This is a genomic window from Escherichia sp. E1130 (genome assembly GCF_005781065.1).
Taxonomy (GTDB): Bacteria; Pseudomonadota; Gammaproteobacteria; order Enterobacterales; family Enterobacteriaceae; genus Escherichia.
This window is the reverse complement of record NZ_VATL01000008.1, coordinates 1-17,507: the sequence shown is the minus strand read 5'-3', so window position 1 is coordinate 17,507 and position 17,507 is coordinate 1. Positions and strand designations below refer to the sequence as shown.

Annotated in this window: 24 protein-coding genes and 1 pseudogene; all 25 read left to right on the top strand. The window is 54.3% G+C overall.

Annotated features, from left to right (window positions below; translation table 11 throughout):
• Position 1 precedes the first annotated feature (1 nt).
• Positions 2-1,465: a DUF1073 domain-containing protein gene (locus FEK66_RS08110; RefSeq protein WP_045354463.1), complete on the top strand. Its 1,464-nt coding sequence runs from the start codon at positions 2-4 to the stop codon at positions 1,463-1,465.
• Positions 1,466-1,541: 76 nt separating this feature from the next.
• A complete protein-coding gene (locus FEK66_RS08105; RefSeq protein WP_135494800.1) occupies positions 1,542-2,075 on the top strand; it encodes a phage minor head protein in 534 nt (177 codons plus the stop codon).
• Positions 2,076-2,336: 261 nt separating this feature from the next.
• Entirely contained in the window at positions 2,337-3,608 is a 1,272-nt protein-coding gene (locus FEK66_RS08100) for a DUF2213 domain-containing protein (RefSeq protein ID WP_135494735.1), read from the top strand.
• An 11-nt stretch (positions 3,609-3,619) separates the two neighbouring features.
• Positions 3,620-4,123: a hypothetical protein gene (locus tag FEK66_RS08095; RefSeq protein WP_135494733.1), complete on the top strand. Its 504-nt coding sequence runs from the start codon at positions 3,620-3,622 to the stop codon at positions 4,121-4,123.
• 11 nt (positions 4,124-4,134) lie between these two features.
• Positions 4,135-5,082, top strand: a complete 948-nt coding sequence (locus FEK66_RS08090; protein WP_135494730.1) for a DUF2184 domain-containing protein — start codon at positions 4,135-4,137, stop codon at positions 5,080-5,082.
• A gap of 45 nt (positions 5,083-5,127) precedes the next feature.
• Positions 5,128-5,538: a hypothetical protein gene (locus FEK66_RS08085; RefSeq protein ID WP_088728362.1), complete on the top strand. Its 411-nt coding sequence runs from the start codon at positions 5,128-5,130 to the stop codon at positions 5,536-5,538.
• Positions 5,510-5,920 (top strand): DUF4054 domain-containing protein, encoded by a 411-nt coding sequence (locus tag FEK66_RS08080; RefSeq protein ID WP_023150225.1) that lies wholly within the window; start codon positions 5,510-5,512, stop codon positions 5,918-5,920. Before FEK66_RS08085 ends, FEK66_RS08080 begins: the two co-directional genes overlap by 29 nt.
• Positions 5,917-6,423: a hypothetical protein gene (locus FEK66_RS08075; RefSeq protein WP_135494727.1), complete on the top strand. Its 507-nt coding sequence runs from the start codon at positions 5,917-5,919 to the stop codon at positions 6,421-6,423. The genes FEK66_RS08080 and FEK66_RS08075 overlap by 4 nt, the downstream gene beginning before the upstream one ends.
• On the top strand, positions 6,423-6,827 hold the full coding sequence (locus tag FEK66_RS08070) for a hypothetical protein (RefSeq protein WP_032625723.1): 405 nt from the start codon (positions 6,423-6,425) through the stop codon (positions 6,825-6,827). Before FEK66_RS08075 ends, FEK66_RS08070 begins: the two co-directional genes overlap by 1 nt.
• Entirely contained in the window at positions 6,820-7,365 is a 546-nt protein-coding gene (locus FEK66_RS08065) for a hypothetical protein (RefSeq protein ID WP_135494798.1), read from the top strand. Before FEK66_RS08070 ends, FEK66_RS08065 begins: the two co-directional genes overlap by 8 nt.
• Before the next feature lie 3 nt (positions 7,366-7,368).
• A complete protein-coding gene (locus tag FEK66_RS08060) occupies positions 7,369-8,514 on the top strand; it encodes a DUF3383 family protein (RefSeq protein ID WP_135494724.1) in 1,146 nt (381 codons plus the stop codon).
• Positions 8,515-8,525: 11 nt separating this feature from the next.
• A complete protein-coding gene (locus FEK66_RS08055; protein ID WP_000257260.1) occupies positions 8,526-8,966 on the top strand; it encodes a DUF3277 family protein in 441 nt (146 codons plus the stop codon).
• A 3-nt stretch (positions 8,967-8,969) separates the two neighbouring features.
• The gene (locus FEK66_RS08050) at positions 8,970-9,422 is read left to right on the top strand and encodes a phage tail assembly chaperone (protein WP_135494721.1); all 453 of its coding nucleotides are present in this window, start codon (positions 8,970-8,972) and stop codon (positions 9,420-9,422) included.
• A gap of 11 nt (positions 9,423-9,433) precedes the next feature.
• Positions 9,434-9,610, top strand: a complete 177-nt coding sequence (locus FEK66_RS25960) for a hypothetical protein (RefSeq protein WP_024131618.1) — start codon at positions 9,434-9,436, stop codon at positions 9,608-9,610.
• Positions 9,600-11,621, top strand: a complete 2,022-nt coding sequence (locus tag FEK66_RS08040; protein WP_135494718.1) for a transglycosylase SLT domain-containing protein — start codon at positions 9,600-9,602, stop codon at positions 11,619-11,621. Before FEK66_RS25960 ends, FEK66_RS08040 begins: the two co-directional genes overlap by 11 nt.
• Positions 11,621-12,208, top strand: a complete 588-nt coding sequence (locus FEK66_RS08035; protein WP_135494715.1) for a phage baseplate protein — start codon at positions 11,621-11,623, stop codon at positions 12,206-12,208. Before FEK66_RS08040 ends, FEK66_RS08035 begins: the two co-directional genes overlap by 1 nt.
• Entirely contained in the window at positions 12,208-12,510 is a 303-nt protein-coding gene (locus FEK66_RS08030; protein WP_135494712.1) for a hypothetical protein, read from the top strand. The genes FEK66_RS08035 and FEK66_RS08030 overlap by 1 nt, the downstream gene beginning before the upstream one ends.
• Before the next feature lie 2 nt (positions 12,511-12,512).
• Positions 12,513-13,583, top strand: coding sequence for a hypothetical protein (locus tag FEK66_RS08025; protein WP_135494709.1), 1,071 nt, complete (start codon positions 12,513-12,515; stop codon positions 13,581-13,583).
• Positions 13,583-13,924: a hypothetical protein gene (locus tag FEK66_RS08020; RefSeq protein ID WP_135494796.1), complete on the top strand. Its 342-nt coding sequence runs from the start codon at positions 13,583-13,585 to the stop codon at positions 13,922-13,924. Before FEK66_RS08025 ends, FEK66_RS08020 begins: the two co-directional genes overlap by 1 nt.
• A gap of 5 nt (positions 13,925-13,929) precedes the next feature.
• Positions 13,930-14,427 carry a hypothetical protein gene (locus tag FEK66_RS08015; RefSeq protein ID WP_135494706.1) on the top strand — a complete coding sequence of 166 codons (498 nt, stop codon included), beginning with the start codon at positions 13,930-13,932 and terminating at the stop codon, positions 14,425-14,427.
• Positions 14,428-14,500: 73 nt separating this feature from the next.
• Complete coding sequence (locus FEK66_RS08010) at positions 14,501-15,154, top strand: Gp138 family membrane-puncturing spike protein (RefSeq protein WP_135494704.1); 654 nt, start codon at positions 14,501-14,503, stop codon at positions 15,152-15,154.
• 2 nt (positions 15,155-15,156) lie between these two features.
• Positions 15,157-15,510 carry a hypothetical protein gene (locus FEK66_RS08005; RefSeq protein WP_135494701.1) on the top strand — a complete coding sequence of 118 codons (354 nt, stop codon included), beginning with the start codon at positions 15,157-15,159 and terminating at the stop codon, positions 15,508-15,510.
• Positions 15,511-16,707, top strand: a complete 1,197-nt coding sequence (locus FEK66_RS08000) for a baseplate J/gp47 family protein (protein WP_135494698.1) — start codon at positions 15,511-15,513, stop codon at positions 16,705-16,707.
• Positions 16,704-17,384, top strand: coding sequence for a DUF2612 domain-containing protein (locus tag FEK66_RS07995; RefSeq protein ID WP_138211440.1), 681 nt, complete (start codon positions 16,704-16,706; stop codon positions 17,382-17,384). The genes FEK66_RS08000 and FEK66_RS07995 overlap by 4 nt, the downstream gene beginning before the upstream one ends.
• A pseudogene (locus FEK66_RS07990) lies at positions 17,384-17,507 on the top strand (phage tail protein); the annotation flags it as partial. The gene FEK66_RS07995 and the pseudogene FEK66_RS07990, both read left to right, overlap by 1 nt.

Sequence of the window (17,507 nt, the reverse complement as noted above, 5' to 3'; positions counted from 1 at the left end):
CATGTCCCGTAAGAAACGCCAGAACGGCGCACAAAAGCCCGTTGCGACAGCTGACGGGTACAACAATTTCACGGCCAAACTTGGCAGCGACACCAGAAACATACAGACGGGCGGAATGTACATGCCCGGGTACATCAGCCGTAACAGGGTGATGCTGGAGTTTGCGTATCGTTCATCGTTCCTCGTTGGTGCCGGTGTGGATGCGATGGCCGATGATATGACCCGTAAGGGGATTAACATCAGCTCAAAGCTGAAACCTGGACAAAAGGGTAAGCTCGAAACCTTCTGGGATGAGCTCGCTATATGGGATGGGCTTAACGATAACCTCAAATGGTCACGATTGTACGGTGGAGCGGTGCTGGTGGTCCTGCTTGAAGGACAGGATATGTCCTCCCCGCTGAAACTGGATCGCATCAAAGAGGGGCAGTTTAAGGGCGTAATGAGCCTTGACCGCTGGATGGTTAACCCGAGTTATTACGATCTCGTTACCGATTACGGTCCCGATTTCGGGAAACCGAAATATTACAAGGTAATCACGAACCAGCAGGGGATTCCCCCCTGGAAGATTCACCATAGCCGCGTTATCCGCATGGAGGGCGATACGCTTCCTTTCCAGCAGGCCCAGACGGAAAACGGCTGGGGGATGTCTGTTGTGGAGCGTATTTTCGAGCGTATCGAGGCGTTTGATACTGCGACGGTCGGCACCACACAGTTGATCCACAAAGCGCACCTGCGAACCTACAGCATTGAAGACCTGCGCAAGATTCTTGCTACCGGAGGCGACCTTGAAAAGGCGCTGATGAAGCACCTGGACATGATACGTCAGTTCCAGACCATCGAAGGCATGACCATCATGGATGGTAAGGATAAGTTCGAAACCCACAGCTATACGTTTGCGGGTATCGCTGATGTCCTTCTGCGCTTTGCTGAGCAGGTTTCCGGCGCGACGGGAATTCCTCTCGTCCGTCTGTTCGGGCAATCCCCTGCAGGTTTCAACACCGGCGACGGCGATCTGGAAAACTACTACAGCCGGGTTAACTCGCTGCAGGAGAGACGCTTACGCCGACATATCCGTTGGCTGCTCGATATCTCCTGGCGTTCTCTGTTCGGTGAACCACTGCCTGACGATTTTACTTTCGAGTTTAACAAGCTCTGGGAGATGTCAGACGTGGACCGCGCAACGATGGCGAATAATGTGGTTACCGCACTCGGTACCGCCGTTCGTGACCTTGGGATGCCACCTGCAGCAGCGCTTAACGACCTCAGGAACATTTCTGATGTGATTGGCATCGGTGGTTCTATCACTGACGAGGACATAGAAGATGCGAAGGCCCAGTGGGAGGAGGATGAACCTGAAACCATCCCTCCGCCGCCGTTCGGAGATCCAGTATCGAAAAAGCCTGTTGGCGATAGCAAACCAGATAGGGCAGATCGTCGATGGTACCTACGATGGTTCACAGGCTAGCGCTGACAGCATTTCGAAAACGCTGGTGGACTATTCCGAAGTAATCAGCGACTGGGCAGAGCAGGTCGGGCGAAGGATGTTTGCCCAGGTCGAGCAGGAGGAATGGAATCTGTGGAAATCGGTATCAGAGGAAATCGGCGCTGGCCTGCGCGATGTGGTGGGTAATACCCCCGTCGGGCAGGTGGCGCAGGATATAGTGTACCGCCAGATTCAGCTGATGAAGTCCCTGCCGCTGGAAGCTGCCGATCGCGTGATGGACATACAACAGCGTGCAATGCAGGCGGTTATCACTGGCGAACGTCCGGATCAGCTCTACGAGATGATTATGGCCTCCGGTGACGTGGCCGCCAGCAGGGCGCAGCTGATTGCCCGTACAGAGATTGGACGAGCTACCGGCGCGCTGACGCAGGCCAGAGCCCTTTCGGTTGGCTCAGAGGGTTACTGGTGGCGTATTCATGGTGCTGGCACCCGCCCGTCACATCGGAAAATGAAAGATAAATTTGTCCGCTGGGATAACCCTCCAACGCTGGATGGTATGACCGGGCACGCCGGATGTTTACCGAACTGCGAATGCTGGCCTGAGGTACAGATTCCTGCACCGAGAAAATGAAAAATACGGCTTTGAGCATTCATTTCATGCGAACTGCAATACCCGCGAAATGTTATGAAAATGTTGTATTCGAAAAGGCCGATTTTCAGCCCAGTTAATCGCTACTTTTACGGCTTTAAGGGGACATTTTAATCGAGTCCATTTTCGTCGGTGCGGGTAAGAACCCTTATGTTAAATAGCCCGTTATTTCGAACATTTTTCCCATCTCACAAGGTCGCCTCCGGGCGGCCTTTTTGTTGCCCGTAATCGAGCAGGTAACCCATGAAATATTTCTTCACTACACGCCTGGGCGAAACGCGCTATCTACAGGCGGACGGCTCGCTGCTGTGTAAAGACGTGCCGATCGCACGCACAGGGACGCAGGTCTATTTACCTGAGGAAATCGACCTCGAACCGGACGGCACCGGCACGGTGACAGTCTGGCGAACGGAAGACGAGGTGTTTTCCCCGGAGACGATGGCGAGCTTTGAGGGCGTAGCCGTCACGCTGGGGCATCCAGAGGACAGCCTGGGCAACATCGTTTTCGTGAACCCTTCTAACTTCGCAGAGCTGGCACACGGACACATTCAGAACGTCCGGCGCGGCACCGGCGAGAAATCGGATCTGCTCATTGCTGACGTGCTGATTAAACGCCAGGAAGCAATCGACGCGGTGAATTCAGGCCTGACCGATGTCAGTTGTGGCTATGACGCGCAGTACAAGCAGCTGGCACCCGGTAAGGGCAAGCAATACCAAATCACAGGTAACCACCTCGCTGTCGGCATCGACCGGGGGCGTGCTGGTGGCCGCTGTGCAATCGGGGATTCCATCCCATCAACAACAAAGGAGAAGCCTGTAATGTCATGGCTTAAAAAACTGGCTCAGGCCATTAAGACGAAAGATGAGGATGCACTGGCAAAACTCATCGACGAAGCGCCGGATATGCCGTCTGATGGCATGCCTTCAATCCCCGGTTCCTCTATCACCATCAACATTCCTTCACAGGCCACAGCCTTACCTGAAGGCAATCGCACCACTACGGACGAAGGCGATCCGAACAAAGACAAAACCGGCACCGGCGATGAAGAAATTCCGGCCTGGGCGAAAGCGCTGCTGGCTCGTCTGGAAAAGCTGGAGGGTAAAACCACCGACGGCGATCCGGACCCGGGTAACATGACCACCGACGAAGATGAAGAAGAAAACCGCAAAGTGACAGGTGATGCAGCCTTTAAGCGCAACCTGATCGCCGATGCGGAAATTATCTGCCCTGGCTTCCAGCCTGCTGGCGATAAGAGCCTGAAGCGTCAGGTGCTGAGTCATGCAATGCGCACCGGCGACAGCCTGAAATCGTTCGGCGTGGATGATTTCTACAAAGCGCCAAAGGCTACGGTCGATGCGGTGTTTACTGCCGCTGTGGCGCTGCATAAGGCGAAAAATCAGCTGACCCCGCTAAACAACATCACCCGCACCACAGACAGCGGAATCAGCACTAAGCACCTTTCCCCGGCAGAACTGAACAAGGTCAACGCCGAATTCTGGGCAAAAAACAAATAAGGTAAATCATCATGGCAGGTACTGCATATTTAACGCGCATGCCCTTGGGCATTGCCGGGGGCGTTACCCGTCCTCGTGATCTCACCATCGAGCCGATTAGCCTGGACCACACGAAGCAGTTCGCGTCCTACGGGCTGCCAGGTAAATACGTGAACGATAAATTCGTTCCGCTGGAGTCTGGCGACACCATCAGCAAAGTGAAAGGGATTCTGGTTCGTCCGTTCCCGATCACCTCTGCTCTGGACCTTGCTTACATCGGTGTGACGGCTAATCAGGTTGGTGACAACCTGAAACGCGGTTACATCTGCGTAACTGCTACCGCAGGCAACGCGGCGACCGCGAAAAAAGGCGATCCGGTTTACGTTCGCGTGGCTGGTGGCACCACTCAAAGCCCGGTTGGCTCCTTTGTGCTGTCTCCGGACTCTACCGCATCAAATACACCTCAGCTGCCAAATGCAGAGGTCATGGGGCCGGGTGAAGCCGACGGCCGTATTGAAATCGCTTATAACATCTGAGGGAATAATTAATGTTTACAATTGACAGAGCGACCATCGACTCCACCGGCGTGTTTCTCGTCGGCGAACTGGAGCGCATGGATCAGACGCTGAACATGCCTTTAGTGTCCTACAAATGGTCACGCGACATGCCGCTGCGCAGCGATATTTCTATCGCTGATGAAGTGTCATCCTTCACTAATACCGATTTTGTTGGCGTTGGTGGTCCAAACCCTAACGGTAAAAACTGGATCGGTAAAAAAGCTACTGCCATTCCTGGTATCGAACTCGATATTCAGCCTACCCGTAACAACCTCACCTTGTGGGGGCAGGAAATCAGCTGGACGGTGCCGGAACTGGCTTCTGCCCAGAAACTGGGCCGTCCGGTTGATGTCCAGAAATACGAAGGCATGAAGCTGAAGTGGAACATGGACACCGACGAACAGGTTTACATCGGTGATAGCGAACTCGACGTTCCTGGCCTGCTGAACCTGCCGGATGTTACCCCTGTCGCTGCAGCTGCAGCATGGACCGCTACTACCGATCCGGATGTGATTGTTCAGGATATCAACCTGGTGCTGTCTGATGGCTGGGTTCGTTCTGGTTATGCGGTCTGCCCGGCGAAAATCGGTCTGGCGCCGGAGCTGTTCGGCCTGCTGGCGAGCAAAAAGGTTTCCTCTGCAGGGAATATCTCTGTGCTGGAATACGTGAAGATTAACACCATCGCGTTTCAGGAAAACGGCACACCACTGGAGATCGTCTCCATGAAGTGGGCCTCCAAGCGTGGCGCTGGTGGCGCGCATCGTATCGTTGCTTACACCCAGGACGAAAAATACGTTCGCTTCCCAATGGTTCCTCTGCTGAACACGCCGCTGGAGTATCGCGGGCTGCAGCAGTTGACCACTTACTACGGCAAGCTGGGCCAGGTGGAAACCCCGTATTCCAATACGATCTCTTACCTGGACGTTCCGGCGTCTTAACCTGAAACGGGCGGGGAAACCCGCCTTTTTTTATGGAGCAAAAACATGAAATACGTTGTTTCCGGTGGCGCGACTCTCAGCTTTTCCGACGGTTCTAAATTTGAGCTGTCTCAGGGCATTCACGACAGTTCCTCTTTCCCGAAAGAAGTTAAGGACCACTGGGCCTTTAAAGCCTATGCGCGCCCGATTGACGAGGCCGACCTGGCGAACGAGCAGAGCAATGAAGACCTTTCCGCGAGCCTTGTTCTCCTGGCAGAAGAAAATAACACCCTGAAAGCGCAGCTGGCTGAGCATGAAAAAACCATCACCGCGCTGGGGAATGAAAACACCGACCTGAAAGCGCAGCTGGCAGCCGCTCAGGCACCAGCAGGCGGTAAACCTGCCGACAGCACGGACAAAACCGATAACACCGGCGGGGACGCGAAAAATGCCAAAAAACAGCAGGCTTCCGACTAACGAGCAGTTCCGCACCGACTTTCCCGAGTTCGCCGATAAAACCCGCTACCCTGACCCCTCAGTGAATTTCTATCTGGGGCAGGCCGATTCACTCCTGAATCAGGACGTACAGGGCGATCAGTTCGTCTACCTGGCCGAGCTATTCACAGCTCACTATACGGAGCTGCGCGGCCGCACGCTGGCCGCCGCTGCCGCTGGTGGTGTGAACAGCAACGGCGCTGCAGGTGTAGTGTCCTCTAAGTCCGTGGATAAGGTTTCAGTGAGCTATGACGTGTCCGGGGTAATCAATCCGGATGCCGGTTTCTGGAACAGCACCGCCTACGGGCGCGAGTTCTACTGGTGGTGGTCGATGTTCGGTGCTGGTGGCAGGCAGCTGCTATGAAAAGTGGGTTAACGGTTCGTGCTGATAACGCCGTGGCTGTTCTGGAATCCCTCCGCCAGCTATCCGGAATGGATGTGCTGGTAGGAATACCTGAGGACAAGGCAGGGCGTGAGGATGGCTCTCCGATTAATAACGCGGAACTGGGATATCTCCACTCGACGGGTGCAACGGCGGAAATCGACGGTACGACAGTCACGCTTCCCCCGCGTCCTTTTCTGGATATGGGGATCGAGGATTCAAAACCCCGAACCACTGCACACCTCAAGGCAGCGGCAACCGCCGCGCTGGAGGGGCAGACTGAAGCAGCAGTGCGTGAGCTGGAGAGCGCCGGACAGATTGCCCGTGACGCTGCAAAAGCCGTTATCGGGGCTGGTGACCGGCTGCACCCACTTTCTGAGAAAACCCTCGAACGCAGAAGGGCCGAGGGCATTCCCGGCGAAAAACCGCTGTATGCCCACGGTTACCTGCTGCGCTCAATTAACTACGTCGTGAGGAAAAAATAATGCCTCTTCTCGATGTGAGCGATGTTCTTCTCGATCCCGACTTCATGGACACCAGTCTGGTGTGTCACCGGCAGGTTCAGACGGTGGATGAGGACAATTTCACGAAAAACACAGCTCAGGATATCCCGTTCTCTGGAGTGGTGACGGTTGACCGTTCTCTGGAAGCCAGGCGAATGGCGGCAGGCCAGAACATCAGCGGCGCGATCCTCATCGTGACGCAGTTCCGATTAACCCAGGGCCAGCCTGGTACAGACAGTGCCCCGCGACTTGATGCCGATATCGTGAGCTATAACGGGCGTGCTTACCGGGTGACATTTGTCGACCCGTATACCAGTTACGGCGCCGGATTCGTCCAGGCGCATTGTGAGCTGGTGGACTTTAACGGAGGGACGCCAGTTGAGTAACGACAGCAACGCGCGCGGTTATCTGACGCCTGTCGGGGATCTACCCCAATACGACGAGGCGCTGGAGCGTGAAATCAGCCGGTGGATTCGTGGTGTTTCTGGCTTGCCGGCCGCTCTTGTTTTCCCCCGATGGACTGACCCGCAGCCGCAGATCCCCAACAACGGGGTAACGTGGTGCGCCTTCGGTATCACTACCGTTCCTCAGCCGTTGAGCCAGTCCGATGTTCAGGTTTCGGAAGAACAGTCCGAGCAATGGACATGGGAACAGGTAACGGTGATTTGCTGCTTCTATGGCCCTCTGGGGGCCAACACTGCATCAACTTTCCGCGCGGGAATATTCGTCGAGCAAAACAACGCCGAGCTGAACCGCTCGGGGCTTTCGCTGGTGGACGCCGGGACTATCTACAACCTGCCAGAACTCATTAATAACCAGTGGGTGAGGCGATACGACCTCACCATTACGCTGTCCCGCAAAAACATTCGTACCTACAACGTCCGGACGCTGCAAGATGCGCCCGTCTCATTTTTCGGAGACTAAATTATGCCGCAGGGATTACCTGTATCAAACGTCGTCAATGTCGACGTGATCATTGGGCCGCGTGCGGCTACTGGTCGAAACTTTGGTTCGCTGCTCATTCTCGGGAGCTCAACGGTTATCCCGGTTACTGAGCGTATTCGCCTTTACTCATCCCCCGAAGATATAGGCACAGATTTCGGTGTGGATAGCCCGGAATATGAAGCCGCTACGGTGTATTTCTCGCAATCACCGAAACCTCAGCAGGTGTATGTTGGTCGCTGGGCTAAAACGCTGGTATCGGCTGAAGACGGTTCTACGGAAACGCTGCAGCAGGCCGTGAACGCTGTACTGAATTACACGAGTTGGTACGGTTTGGGCGTAGCCGATGATGAAGAGATCGATGATGCCGACTGGCTGAGCGTGGCCGCCGCGATCGAAGCTTCCAGCCTCAGTCGTATTCTGGCAATTACCACTCAAGACTCGGAAGCGATTAACACGACATCCACAACCGATCTCGCCTATAAGCTGAAGGCGGCAAAATACGGTCGCACGTTTGTGCAGTATTCCACCAGCAGCAAGTACGCCGCGCTGTCTGCATTTGGTCGCGCGTTCACGGTGAATTTCAACGGCAGCAACACCACCATTACCCTGAAATTCAAGCAGGAGCCGGGTATCACCTACGAGACACTGGACCTCAGCCAGGCTAAGGCGCTGGATAACAAAAACTGTAACGTCTACGTGTATTACGAAAACGATACGGCAATCCTGCAGCAGGGCGTCATGTCCAGCGGCGATTTCTTCGATGAGCGCCACGGGCTCGACTGGCTGCAGAACTACGTTCAGACCAACCTGTATAACCTGCTCTACACCAGCACAACCAAAGTCCCACAGACCGATGCTGGCGTTACGCGCCTCCTTTCCAATGTCGAACAGTCGATGGATCAGTCTGTCACAAACGGGCTGGTGGCTGCCGGTGTATGGAATGGCGGCCCGATCGGGCAGCTGGATTCCGGCGATACGCTGACAAAAGGCTATTACGTCTACGCGCAGCCGATTTCCGAGCAGGCGCAGGCAGACCGCGAAGCCCGTAAGGCACCGGTTATTCAGGTGGCCTGTAAGCTGGCGGGTGCGGTTCATTTCGCTGATGTGCAGATCAACGTCGTTCGCTAAGGAGAACATGAATGGCTACTTATTCTTTTATGGACGTCACGGCGTCCCTCTCCGGCCCGACCGGCGAGATTGATCTGGGCTACGGTTCCGCCAGTTCAGAGGAGGGGATCACCGTTGCAATGGGCGGTCCTAAAAACACCATGACAATTGGTGCTGATGGCGAAGTGATGCACAGCCTGCACGCAGATAAAAGCGGCACGGTAACCGTCAACCTGCTGAAGACCTCGCCGACAAACAAAAAGCTGTCGCTGGCGTACAACGCGCAGAGTCAGTCCTCAGGCACCTGGGGAAACAACGTCATTGTGATCCGAAACAAGGTGAGCGGAGACATCATCACGGCGCGCAGCGTGGCGTTCCAGAAACAGCCGGATAACGCCAACGCTAAGGCCGGTAATACGATGCCCTGGGTGTTTGACTGCGGCAAAATCGACCAGGTTCTCGGAGAGTTTTAACAGATGGAATGCTCAATCAAAGGCCACGATTACCGCGTGGCGAAACTCAGCGTTTTTGACCAGCTGAAAGTGACCCGCAAACTGCTGCCGGTGCTGGCGGGAATGATGTCAGAATTTGGGAGCATTCGCTCCCTTCTGCCTGCTGATGGCAAAATCGACACTGTGAAATTCGATCAGCTGAAACCGGTGTTTGAAACCCTGCTCCCGCGTATCGCTGAGGAGCTGTCTTCCCTGACCGAAGAAGACACCAACGCGATTATTCATCCGTGCCTGGCCGTGGTATCACGCAAGCACATGGACGGATGGACGCCGGTATTCAACAGCGGTCAGCTGATGTTCGATGATATCGACCTGCTGACCATGCTGCAGCTGGTGGCGCGGGTGGTCGCCGATTCACTGGGAAATTTTTTGCCCGTGAGCCCTACCAGCGCGACGCCGGGCCAGCCTCAGGGTTAACCCTCAACAGCCTGCCTGACGGGCTGTCTTATCTTCTTGACCCGGTTGACGCCGGGTTAATCCCTTATTACGCGCTGAAGGATGGATCAGTCGATCTGTGCGATATCGCGCTGATGAATGACCACCTGGCCGTTAAGGCAGACAACCAGCGCCGTATAGAGAAATGGAGAGAGGATAATGAACGCTGAGACTATTAAAGATTTCCTTGTTTCGCTCGGTTTCGATATCGACGAAGCGGGCGCGTCAAAGTTCGACTCTGTTCTCGCCGGTACGACCGCAAACGCCATCAAAATGGGGCTGGCTGTCGAAGGTGCCGCGCTTGCCGTGGTGGCCTTCACGGCTAAGATCGCCTCCGGTCTGGATAATCTCTACTGGGCGTCACAGCGCACCGGCGCGACGGTTCAGGGGATTCAGTCTATTGGCTATGCGGTTTCGCAGGTGGGCGGCAGCGTCGACGCGGCGCGTTCCTCTCTGGAAAGCCTCGCCCGGTTTATGCGGCATAACCCCGGAGCGGAAGGTTTCCTGAACCGTCTGGGCGTACAGACCCGTGACGCCAGCGGTAACATGCGTGACATGGCCGCTATTTTTACGGGCGTCGGCCAGAAGCTCAGCAGCATGCCGTATTACAGGGCTAACCAGTATGCGCAGATGCTGGGTATTGACGAAAATACCCTCATGGCGATGCGCCGGGGTGTGGGCGGTTTCACCGGGCAGTACAGCGCAATGGCGAAAGCTATCGGCTTTAATGCTGACGAAGCGGCCAGAAGCTCCAACAAATTCATGACCTCCCTGCGCGAGTTCGGCGCGATGGCAGGCATGGCCCGTGACAAAATCGGCTCTAATCTTGCTGGTGGTCTGGCGGGTTCGCTGGACACGCTGCGCCGCCACATTCTGGATAACTTCCCGCGCATCGAGCAGACCCTGACGAAAGCCATCAAGGGTATTCTGGCGCTCGGGGATATTATTGGTCGTCTGTTCTTCCGGTTGATTGAGGGGACGTCTGATCTTCTTACCTGGTGGAAGTCGCTCGATAAACAGACGCGTGAGATGATCGCCTTATTCGGCGCGCTGACCATCGCGCTGCGCATTCTGAACAGCACCTTCTGGATGTCCCCGATTGGCTTAATTACGGCGCTGGCCGCCGGGATAGCGCTGCTGTGGGAAGATTACAAAACGTGGAAGGAAGGTGGTCAGAGCCTGATTGACTGGCAGAAGTGGAAGCCAGAGGTTGACCAGGCCGTCAAGATGATTGGCGACCTGCAAAAGACCGTCAAAGATCTGACACAAGCGCTGGCGAAGCTGCTCGGCATAGACCCGAAATCGTGGTCCCTGAAATGGGATTTCGATAACTTTATTTCGCAAATGGGCGAGTTCGGCAAGATGCTGAACATGATTGCCGACCTGCTGAATGCCATTAAAGACGGGAACTGGGCGCAGGCCGCCAGCATTGGCAAGCAGCTACTTAACCAAGGCAGCGGACAGCCGAGCGCCACTCCGATGGTGGAGGATAGCGCTAATAGCGTTGCTGACTGGATTAAAGATAAAACGGGGTGGGATCCCCGCAGTGTGGGCAGACGTTTACGCGGGGAATCAGGGCCTTCAGACGACGAACCGGAACAGCACGCACAGTCAGTGAAACGTCCGCGCGCGACCGCTCAGGGTAAAGTTCTCCTTGACTGGATGGGACCTATGCTCAACAGACTGGAGGCAGTTTATCAACTTCCCGCCGGGCTGCTGAAAAGCGTTGCCATTACGGAATCTGGCGGTAATCAGTTCGCAACATCTGGCGCTGGTGCAAAGGGGCTATTTCAGTTTATGGATGGCACCGCGCGCGACATGGGCTTACGCGGGAACGATGTTTTCGACCCAGAGAAGTCAGCGCAGGCTGCTGCGAAATATCTGGCTCAGTTACTTCAGGCGAACGGCGGCGACCTGAGTAAGGCGTTAGCGTCTTACAACTGGGGAATAGGGAATGTGCAAAAGCACGGGATGGCCCTCATGCCTCAGGAAACCCGCAACTACATCCCTAAAGTGATGAGCAACATGCCGGGGTATGGCAGAGCGCCAGAGGTGAACCAGCAGAACACGTATCACATCTACGGTGGTGGTGACGCCCGGGCGGTCGGTAATGAAGTCGAACGTCGGCAGCAGTCATCAAACGCCCAGGTGATGCGCGGCAACCAGACGAAGGTGGGATAATGGACATTCTCTCTACGCTGTTTCATCAGCAATCTAGGCGATTCGGTCCAAGTTACGATTTGATAATTCCAAGTGTCGTTATTTCTGAGAAGCACAGCGACACACTGGAAATCACAGAGCACCCCGTTGAAGTCGGGGCCGCAGTTGCTGACCACGCCTATAAAAAACCGTCTGAAGTGACGATGGAGGTCGGTTTTGCTGGTGGTGGCTCGCTGTTGGATTTTGCCGACACATCAAAAATCGGGCTGAGTCTTGGCCTTAGCCCGCAGGAGACGTATCAGAAGTTACTGGAGCTGCAGAATAGCAGAATCCCCTTCGATGTGGTGACTGGTAAGCGACTATACAGCAACATGCTGATCCGCGCGCTGGAGGTGACGACGGATAAGACGACCGAAAATGTCCTGTCCGCCGTTCTCACCCTGCGCGAAGTCCTTATATCCCAAACGCAACAAATCAGCGTGGCGGATAAAACAGACATGAAAGATGGTGTAAGTACCTCTGCGGTACTGAACACCGGCACTAAAACGACGAAGCCACCTAACAGCTCCTTGCTGCAAAGAGGTGTGTCATTACTGGGGCTGGGTTAATGGCTATTCAGGAAATACCGCTGACGGCGGATAACCAGCAGTTCAGTATCAATATCGCAGGCGCTACCTGGCGGATCAGCATCAACTGGCGGGATCTGTACTGGATTATGGACCTGCAGAACGACAGAGGGGAGCCGGTTATCTCCGGCATTCCCCTTGTCACCGGCGCTGACCTGCTGGCGCAGAATGCCTATATGAGGCTGGGCTTTAAGCTGGTGGTGGTCTGCGACGACAGCGCGCAGGATTATCCGACGAAAACCGACCTGGGCGGCCGCAGTCATTTACTGGTATCAACGGAGTAAACATGTCACTGAACTGGATGAGACATTTCGAGCTGCAGCTCGTGGACGAGAATGGGAAGGGCATTGAGCTTAGCGATTTTAAGGTGACCTTTACGATCGACTGGTTCAACATCAGCAGCGCGTCCCGGCTGGGAACCTTCAAGATTTACAACCTGTCAGCCGATACCTCAAATCGGATCACCGGTAAAGAGTTTTCAAAGGTGCGACTGATCGCCGGTTACGACGGCATAGCGCCGGAAGTATCGGCCAGCGACGTCGGAAAGGTGCGAGAGGTTGACGCGGCAGATGTGGGTCAGAGCGATGGGCGAAACTATGGGCTGATTTACAGCGGCGAAATTCGATACTCGGTGACTGGTAAGGAGAATCCCATTGATTCCTATGTCCTGATTCAGGCAGCGGATACGGATCTGGCTTTTGCCACTAGCATAACCTCGCAGACGCTGGCAGCCGGTTATACGGTCGCAGATGTGAACCGCGCGTTGATGAAAGATTTTGAGGCTAAAGGTGCGACTGAAGGCCTGACGGCTGAAATGCCTGCCACCGTATTCCCCCGGGGCCGGGTGCTGTTTGGTATGACCCGGCATCTTATGGATAACGTGGCTGGACAATGTGGTGCAACCTGGCTGTTCGTGGACGGTCAGCGCCAGATGGTGGCGAATAACGAGTATGTTCACGAAGCGATTGTGCTCAACAGCGCCACCGGGCTGATCGGCATGCCGCAGCAGACCATCGGTAACGGTGTGAACGTTCGCGCGCTGATAAACCCGAACATCCGGGTTAACGGGCTCATTCAGCTGGATCAAGCGTCGGTATACAAAACAGCGCTACCGGGTAACGACATATCCATGACGGCTGGTCGTTATTTCGACGATACCATAAACGGCAATTCGAACGTAGCGCTGCCAGTGTCCAAGCAAATGACAGCCAGCATCGCCACGGATGGCGTTTATATTGTACGCGGGATTATGTACACTGGCGACACAAGGGGCCAAGCGTGGTACATGGATATGATGTGCGAGGCGCGTGGTGCGGTGGATATTAAAACTCAGGAAGCTTTTAACCGGGGTGGATGATGAGAAAATATGCGTTGCTGGTTGGGCTATTGGTTTCGTTACCTTCTTTCGCAGCTTTCCAGTGCGGCGGCTATAAGATGACATTATCGGATGCTGAAGGCCTTGTGCGTATTAACGGCGAATTAGTCACAAGTCAAAAAGTAAAATACCTCGGCGCTCAAGGTGATGAATCTAAGGCTGTGTGGAATATGGGGCTGATGCCTGCGCGTGACGGCAACAATTATGGCTTTGAATTTGTGAAGCGTAACGGGAAATCTTTCCTGAATGTCCAGCTTCTCCAAAACAGTATGGATGCTCCAAGAGTAATTGGCTCGTTTCCGTGTAAGAATATTAAGGACTGACGGCCATGTTCACAAAAATGCTAAGGATTGCGTTATTGGCTGTGATTGGATTTGCGGCGTATGCGATTTTTGATACGAGCCAAGAGGAAGATCAAGCGAGTCAGGCGCGAAGTAAGCCTGCTGAATCAAGAAGTGAGAGTGATAAGGCGGCCATCCGGTCAGCAGAAGAAAAAGAAACTGCAAGGCTTAAGCGTAAGGCCATTTATGAAAAAGAACTTGCTGATGAGGCTAAAAAGAACCAGCTTCCTGTCGATGTTCTTGCTAAAAATAATGTCATTTTCGCGTGCAAGGATATTGCTCGAAATACCCTAACTAGGCCTGAGACGTTTGATACGGAACAAACAGAAAGTGGCATAGATGACACGGTGAGTCCAAAGCAGTATTACTTCACTCTTCATTACTCAGGGCTGAATGATTTTAATGTTAAGGTTATTCATACAATTGAGTGCTATGGCAGCCTGACCAAACCTAACGGACAGGTAACTTATCGGATGTTTAAGTAACTCCCTGTAAATATTTACAATCACTTCTCAAACCTTGCTTCGGCGAGGTTTTTTGCTTTCTGGAGTCTACCAAATGGCAGTATCTGACCAGACCCGCAGCGGCGATCTTGCCGAAACCCTCAAATCTGAGCGGGAAACAACAAAAAACCAGATCCGTGTCGCGTTGCCTGGAATCGTTCAGTCATTCGACCCGGGAACAGTAACTGCGGTAGTGCAGCCTGCTATCCGTTCGGTTGAAACCGATAACGACGGGAAGCGCATTACGAATAATTATCCGCTGCTGGTGGATGTGCCGGTGGTGTTTCCGCGCGGCGGCGGTTGCACGCTAACGTTCCCGGTGAAGGCCGGTGATGAATGTCTGGTGATATTTGCCGATCGCTGCATCGATTTCTGGTGGCAAAGCGGCGGTGTGCAGGAGCCCGTCGACGATAGGGTGCATGATTTATCAGATGCGTTCTGCATTGTCGGACCACAGTCGCAGGCGCAGAAAATCGGCGGTATCAGCACCAGCGGCGTGGAGTTGCGTAGTGACGATGGCGAGACCAAGCTGAGCCTAAACCCATCAAGCGGGGCGATAACCGGTACCGCGCCGGGAGGGTTCGACCTGAATGGGCTGAAAATACTGCCTGACGGACGCCTGCAGCTGGTGGATGGTTCTATCGTCGACAAACACAAGCACGGTGGCGTACAGAGTGGCGGCAGCAATACCGCGCCGCTGGGAGGTTAAACATGCGATACCGGCGTGAAGATGCCGACGGTGATTATACCTTTGGCAGCGGTGATGATACCTGGCTGATTAACTCACCAGAGGCTGTGGCGCAGGCGATAAAAACGCGATTCGAATTATGGTATGGGGAATGGTTCCTCGATACGACGGCAGGCACGCCGTGGATCCAGTCCGTTCTCGGTAAGCAAAAACCGGAAACCTACAACCTAGCGATACGCCAGCGCATTCTCGAAACGCGTGGCGTGAAATCCATTCTCTCTTTCAATACGACAGTGAACACCACGACGCGGCGCGTTGAGTTCACAACCACAGTCGACACCATCTACGGAACAACGACAGTAACCAGCGAGGCATAAATGGCCCTCAATTTGGACACACTCGGCTTATCGGCAACGGTAACCGCTGAGGGTATTAGCGCACCTGATTTTCAGACGATAATCGATACCCTGACGAGCTTTTTTCAGCAGATTTACGGCGCTGATGTGTACATTGACCCGGACAGCAAGGACGGACAAGTTGTGTCGCTGGTAGCGCTGGCGATCCACGATGCCAATAACTCAGCCATCAGTGTCTACAACAGCTTTTCCCCTGCGACCGGGTACGGTGCCGGATTGACCAGCAATGTAAAAATTAACGGTATCGCCCGTAATGGGGCGACAAACTCTACCGTAGATTTGCAGCTGACCGGAACCGCCGGGACGACCATCACGAACGGCTCGGTTAAAGACGACAATAACGTGATCTGGAATCTTCCACCTTCAGTGGTCATTGATGGAGGTTCAGTTATCGTTACGGCCACATGTGCGAATAGCGGTGCGGTAGCGGCGCTGGCCGGGACAATCACCACCATTAACACGCCGACTCGTGGCTGGACTTCGGTAACGAACCCGACGGCGGCCACAGTGGGCGAACCTGCAGAAACTGACGCAGAGCTGCGCGTCAGGCAGGGGCAAAGCGTTGCGTTGCCGTCGATTACACCGTTTGAGGCTGTTGATGGCGCTCTTGCCAACGTTGCTGGTGTGACACGTCACAAGCTCTACGAAAACGACAAGGGCACAACTGACAGCAACGGACTGCCGCCTCATTCCATTGCAGCCATTGTCGACGGTGGGGATGCAACGGCAATAGCCCAGGCCATCAGGGGGAATAAGGGGCAGGGAACGACTCCCTACGGATCAACTGTTGTCTCTGTACCGGACAAATACGGTAACCCGCATGATGTCGGATTTTCTCGCTCAACCGACGTGCCTGTTTTCGGACACATCACGCTGAAGGCCTTCACCGGTTACACATCGCAAATCGGCACGCAGATTCAGCAGGCGGTGGCGGACTACATCAACGGGCTGACGATCGGTGATTCAGTGCTGTTGAGCCGTATTTACTCCCCGGCGAACCTCGGTGTGGTGAGCGGCGGTAATGCTCGCTATTACGACATTACCGAGCTGTTGATCGGAAAGTCTTCCGGTTCGGTGGCAGCGGCAAATATCGTTATTGCCTACAACGAATCAGCGTCCTGTAAGCCCGATAATATCGCTCTCACGGTGACCTCATGAGCAAATATACGGACAGGATCACCAATTACCACGCGACCAAGCCCAAATTCTTCGATCACGTTGACCTGAGCACCCGACCGCTTATCGATATTTCCAAAAGCATGGGCGGCCTTGTCTCTGCTTTCGATATCGATACAGCTGTCGGTGTGCAGCTCGACACGCTCGGGCTATGGATTGGGCGCAGCCGCATTGTCAGCCAGCCTATTTCCGGAGTTTATTTCAGCTGGGATACCGATGGGCTGGGATATGACCAAGGTGTCTGGCAAGGGCCATATGACCCGGATTCGGGCTATACGTCGCTGAGCGATGACACCTACCGCATCATTCTGAAAGCGAAAATCGCTATTAACAACTGGGACGGGCGGAACGACTCGCTGCCACCCATTCTTGACGCTGCGACAGCAGGTTCTGGCCTGAAAATGCAAATCGTCGATAACCAGGACATGACGATTTCGGTCTGGGTATTCCCTGAGACTGATATTTCAGATGTGTCTCTTGAACTGATCGCCGCTATTAAACAGGGCTATCTCACCGTTAAAGCAGCTGGCGTATGGGCCGGTGACGTTGAAACACCTTCGGTAGAAACACCGTCCGAAGGAACGAAATTTTTTGGGTTTGATATGGATAACGAATATATCGGCGGTTTCGATACCGGCGCTTGGGGGGTATTACTCTGATGGCTAACAAGAATGATTTTAAGGCATTTGCACTTGATCCAAATGCAAACGTAATGTCACAGGCTGAGTGGGAAGCGCTTCCGGCTTTACTGTCAGGGTTCATGGCAGGCAAAGCATCCAGTG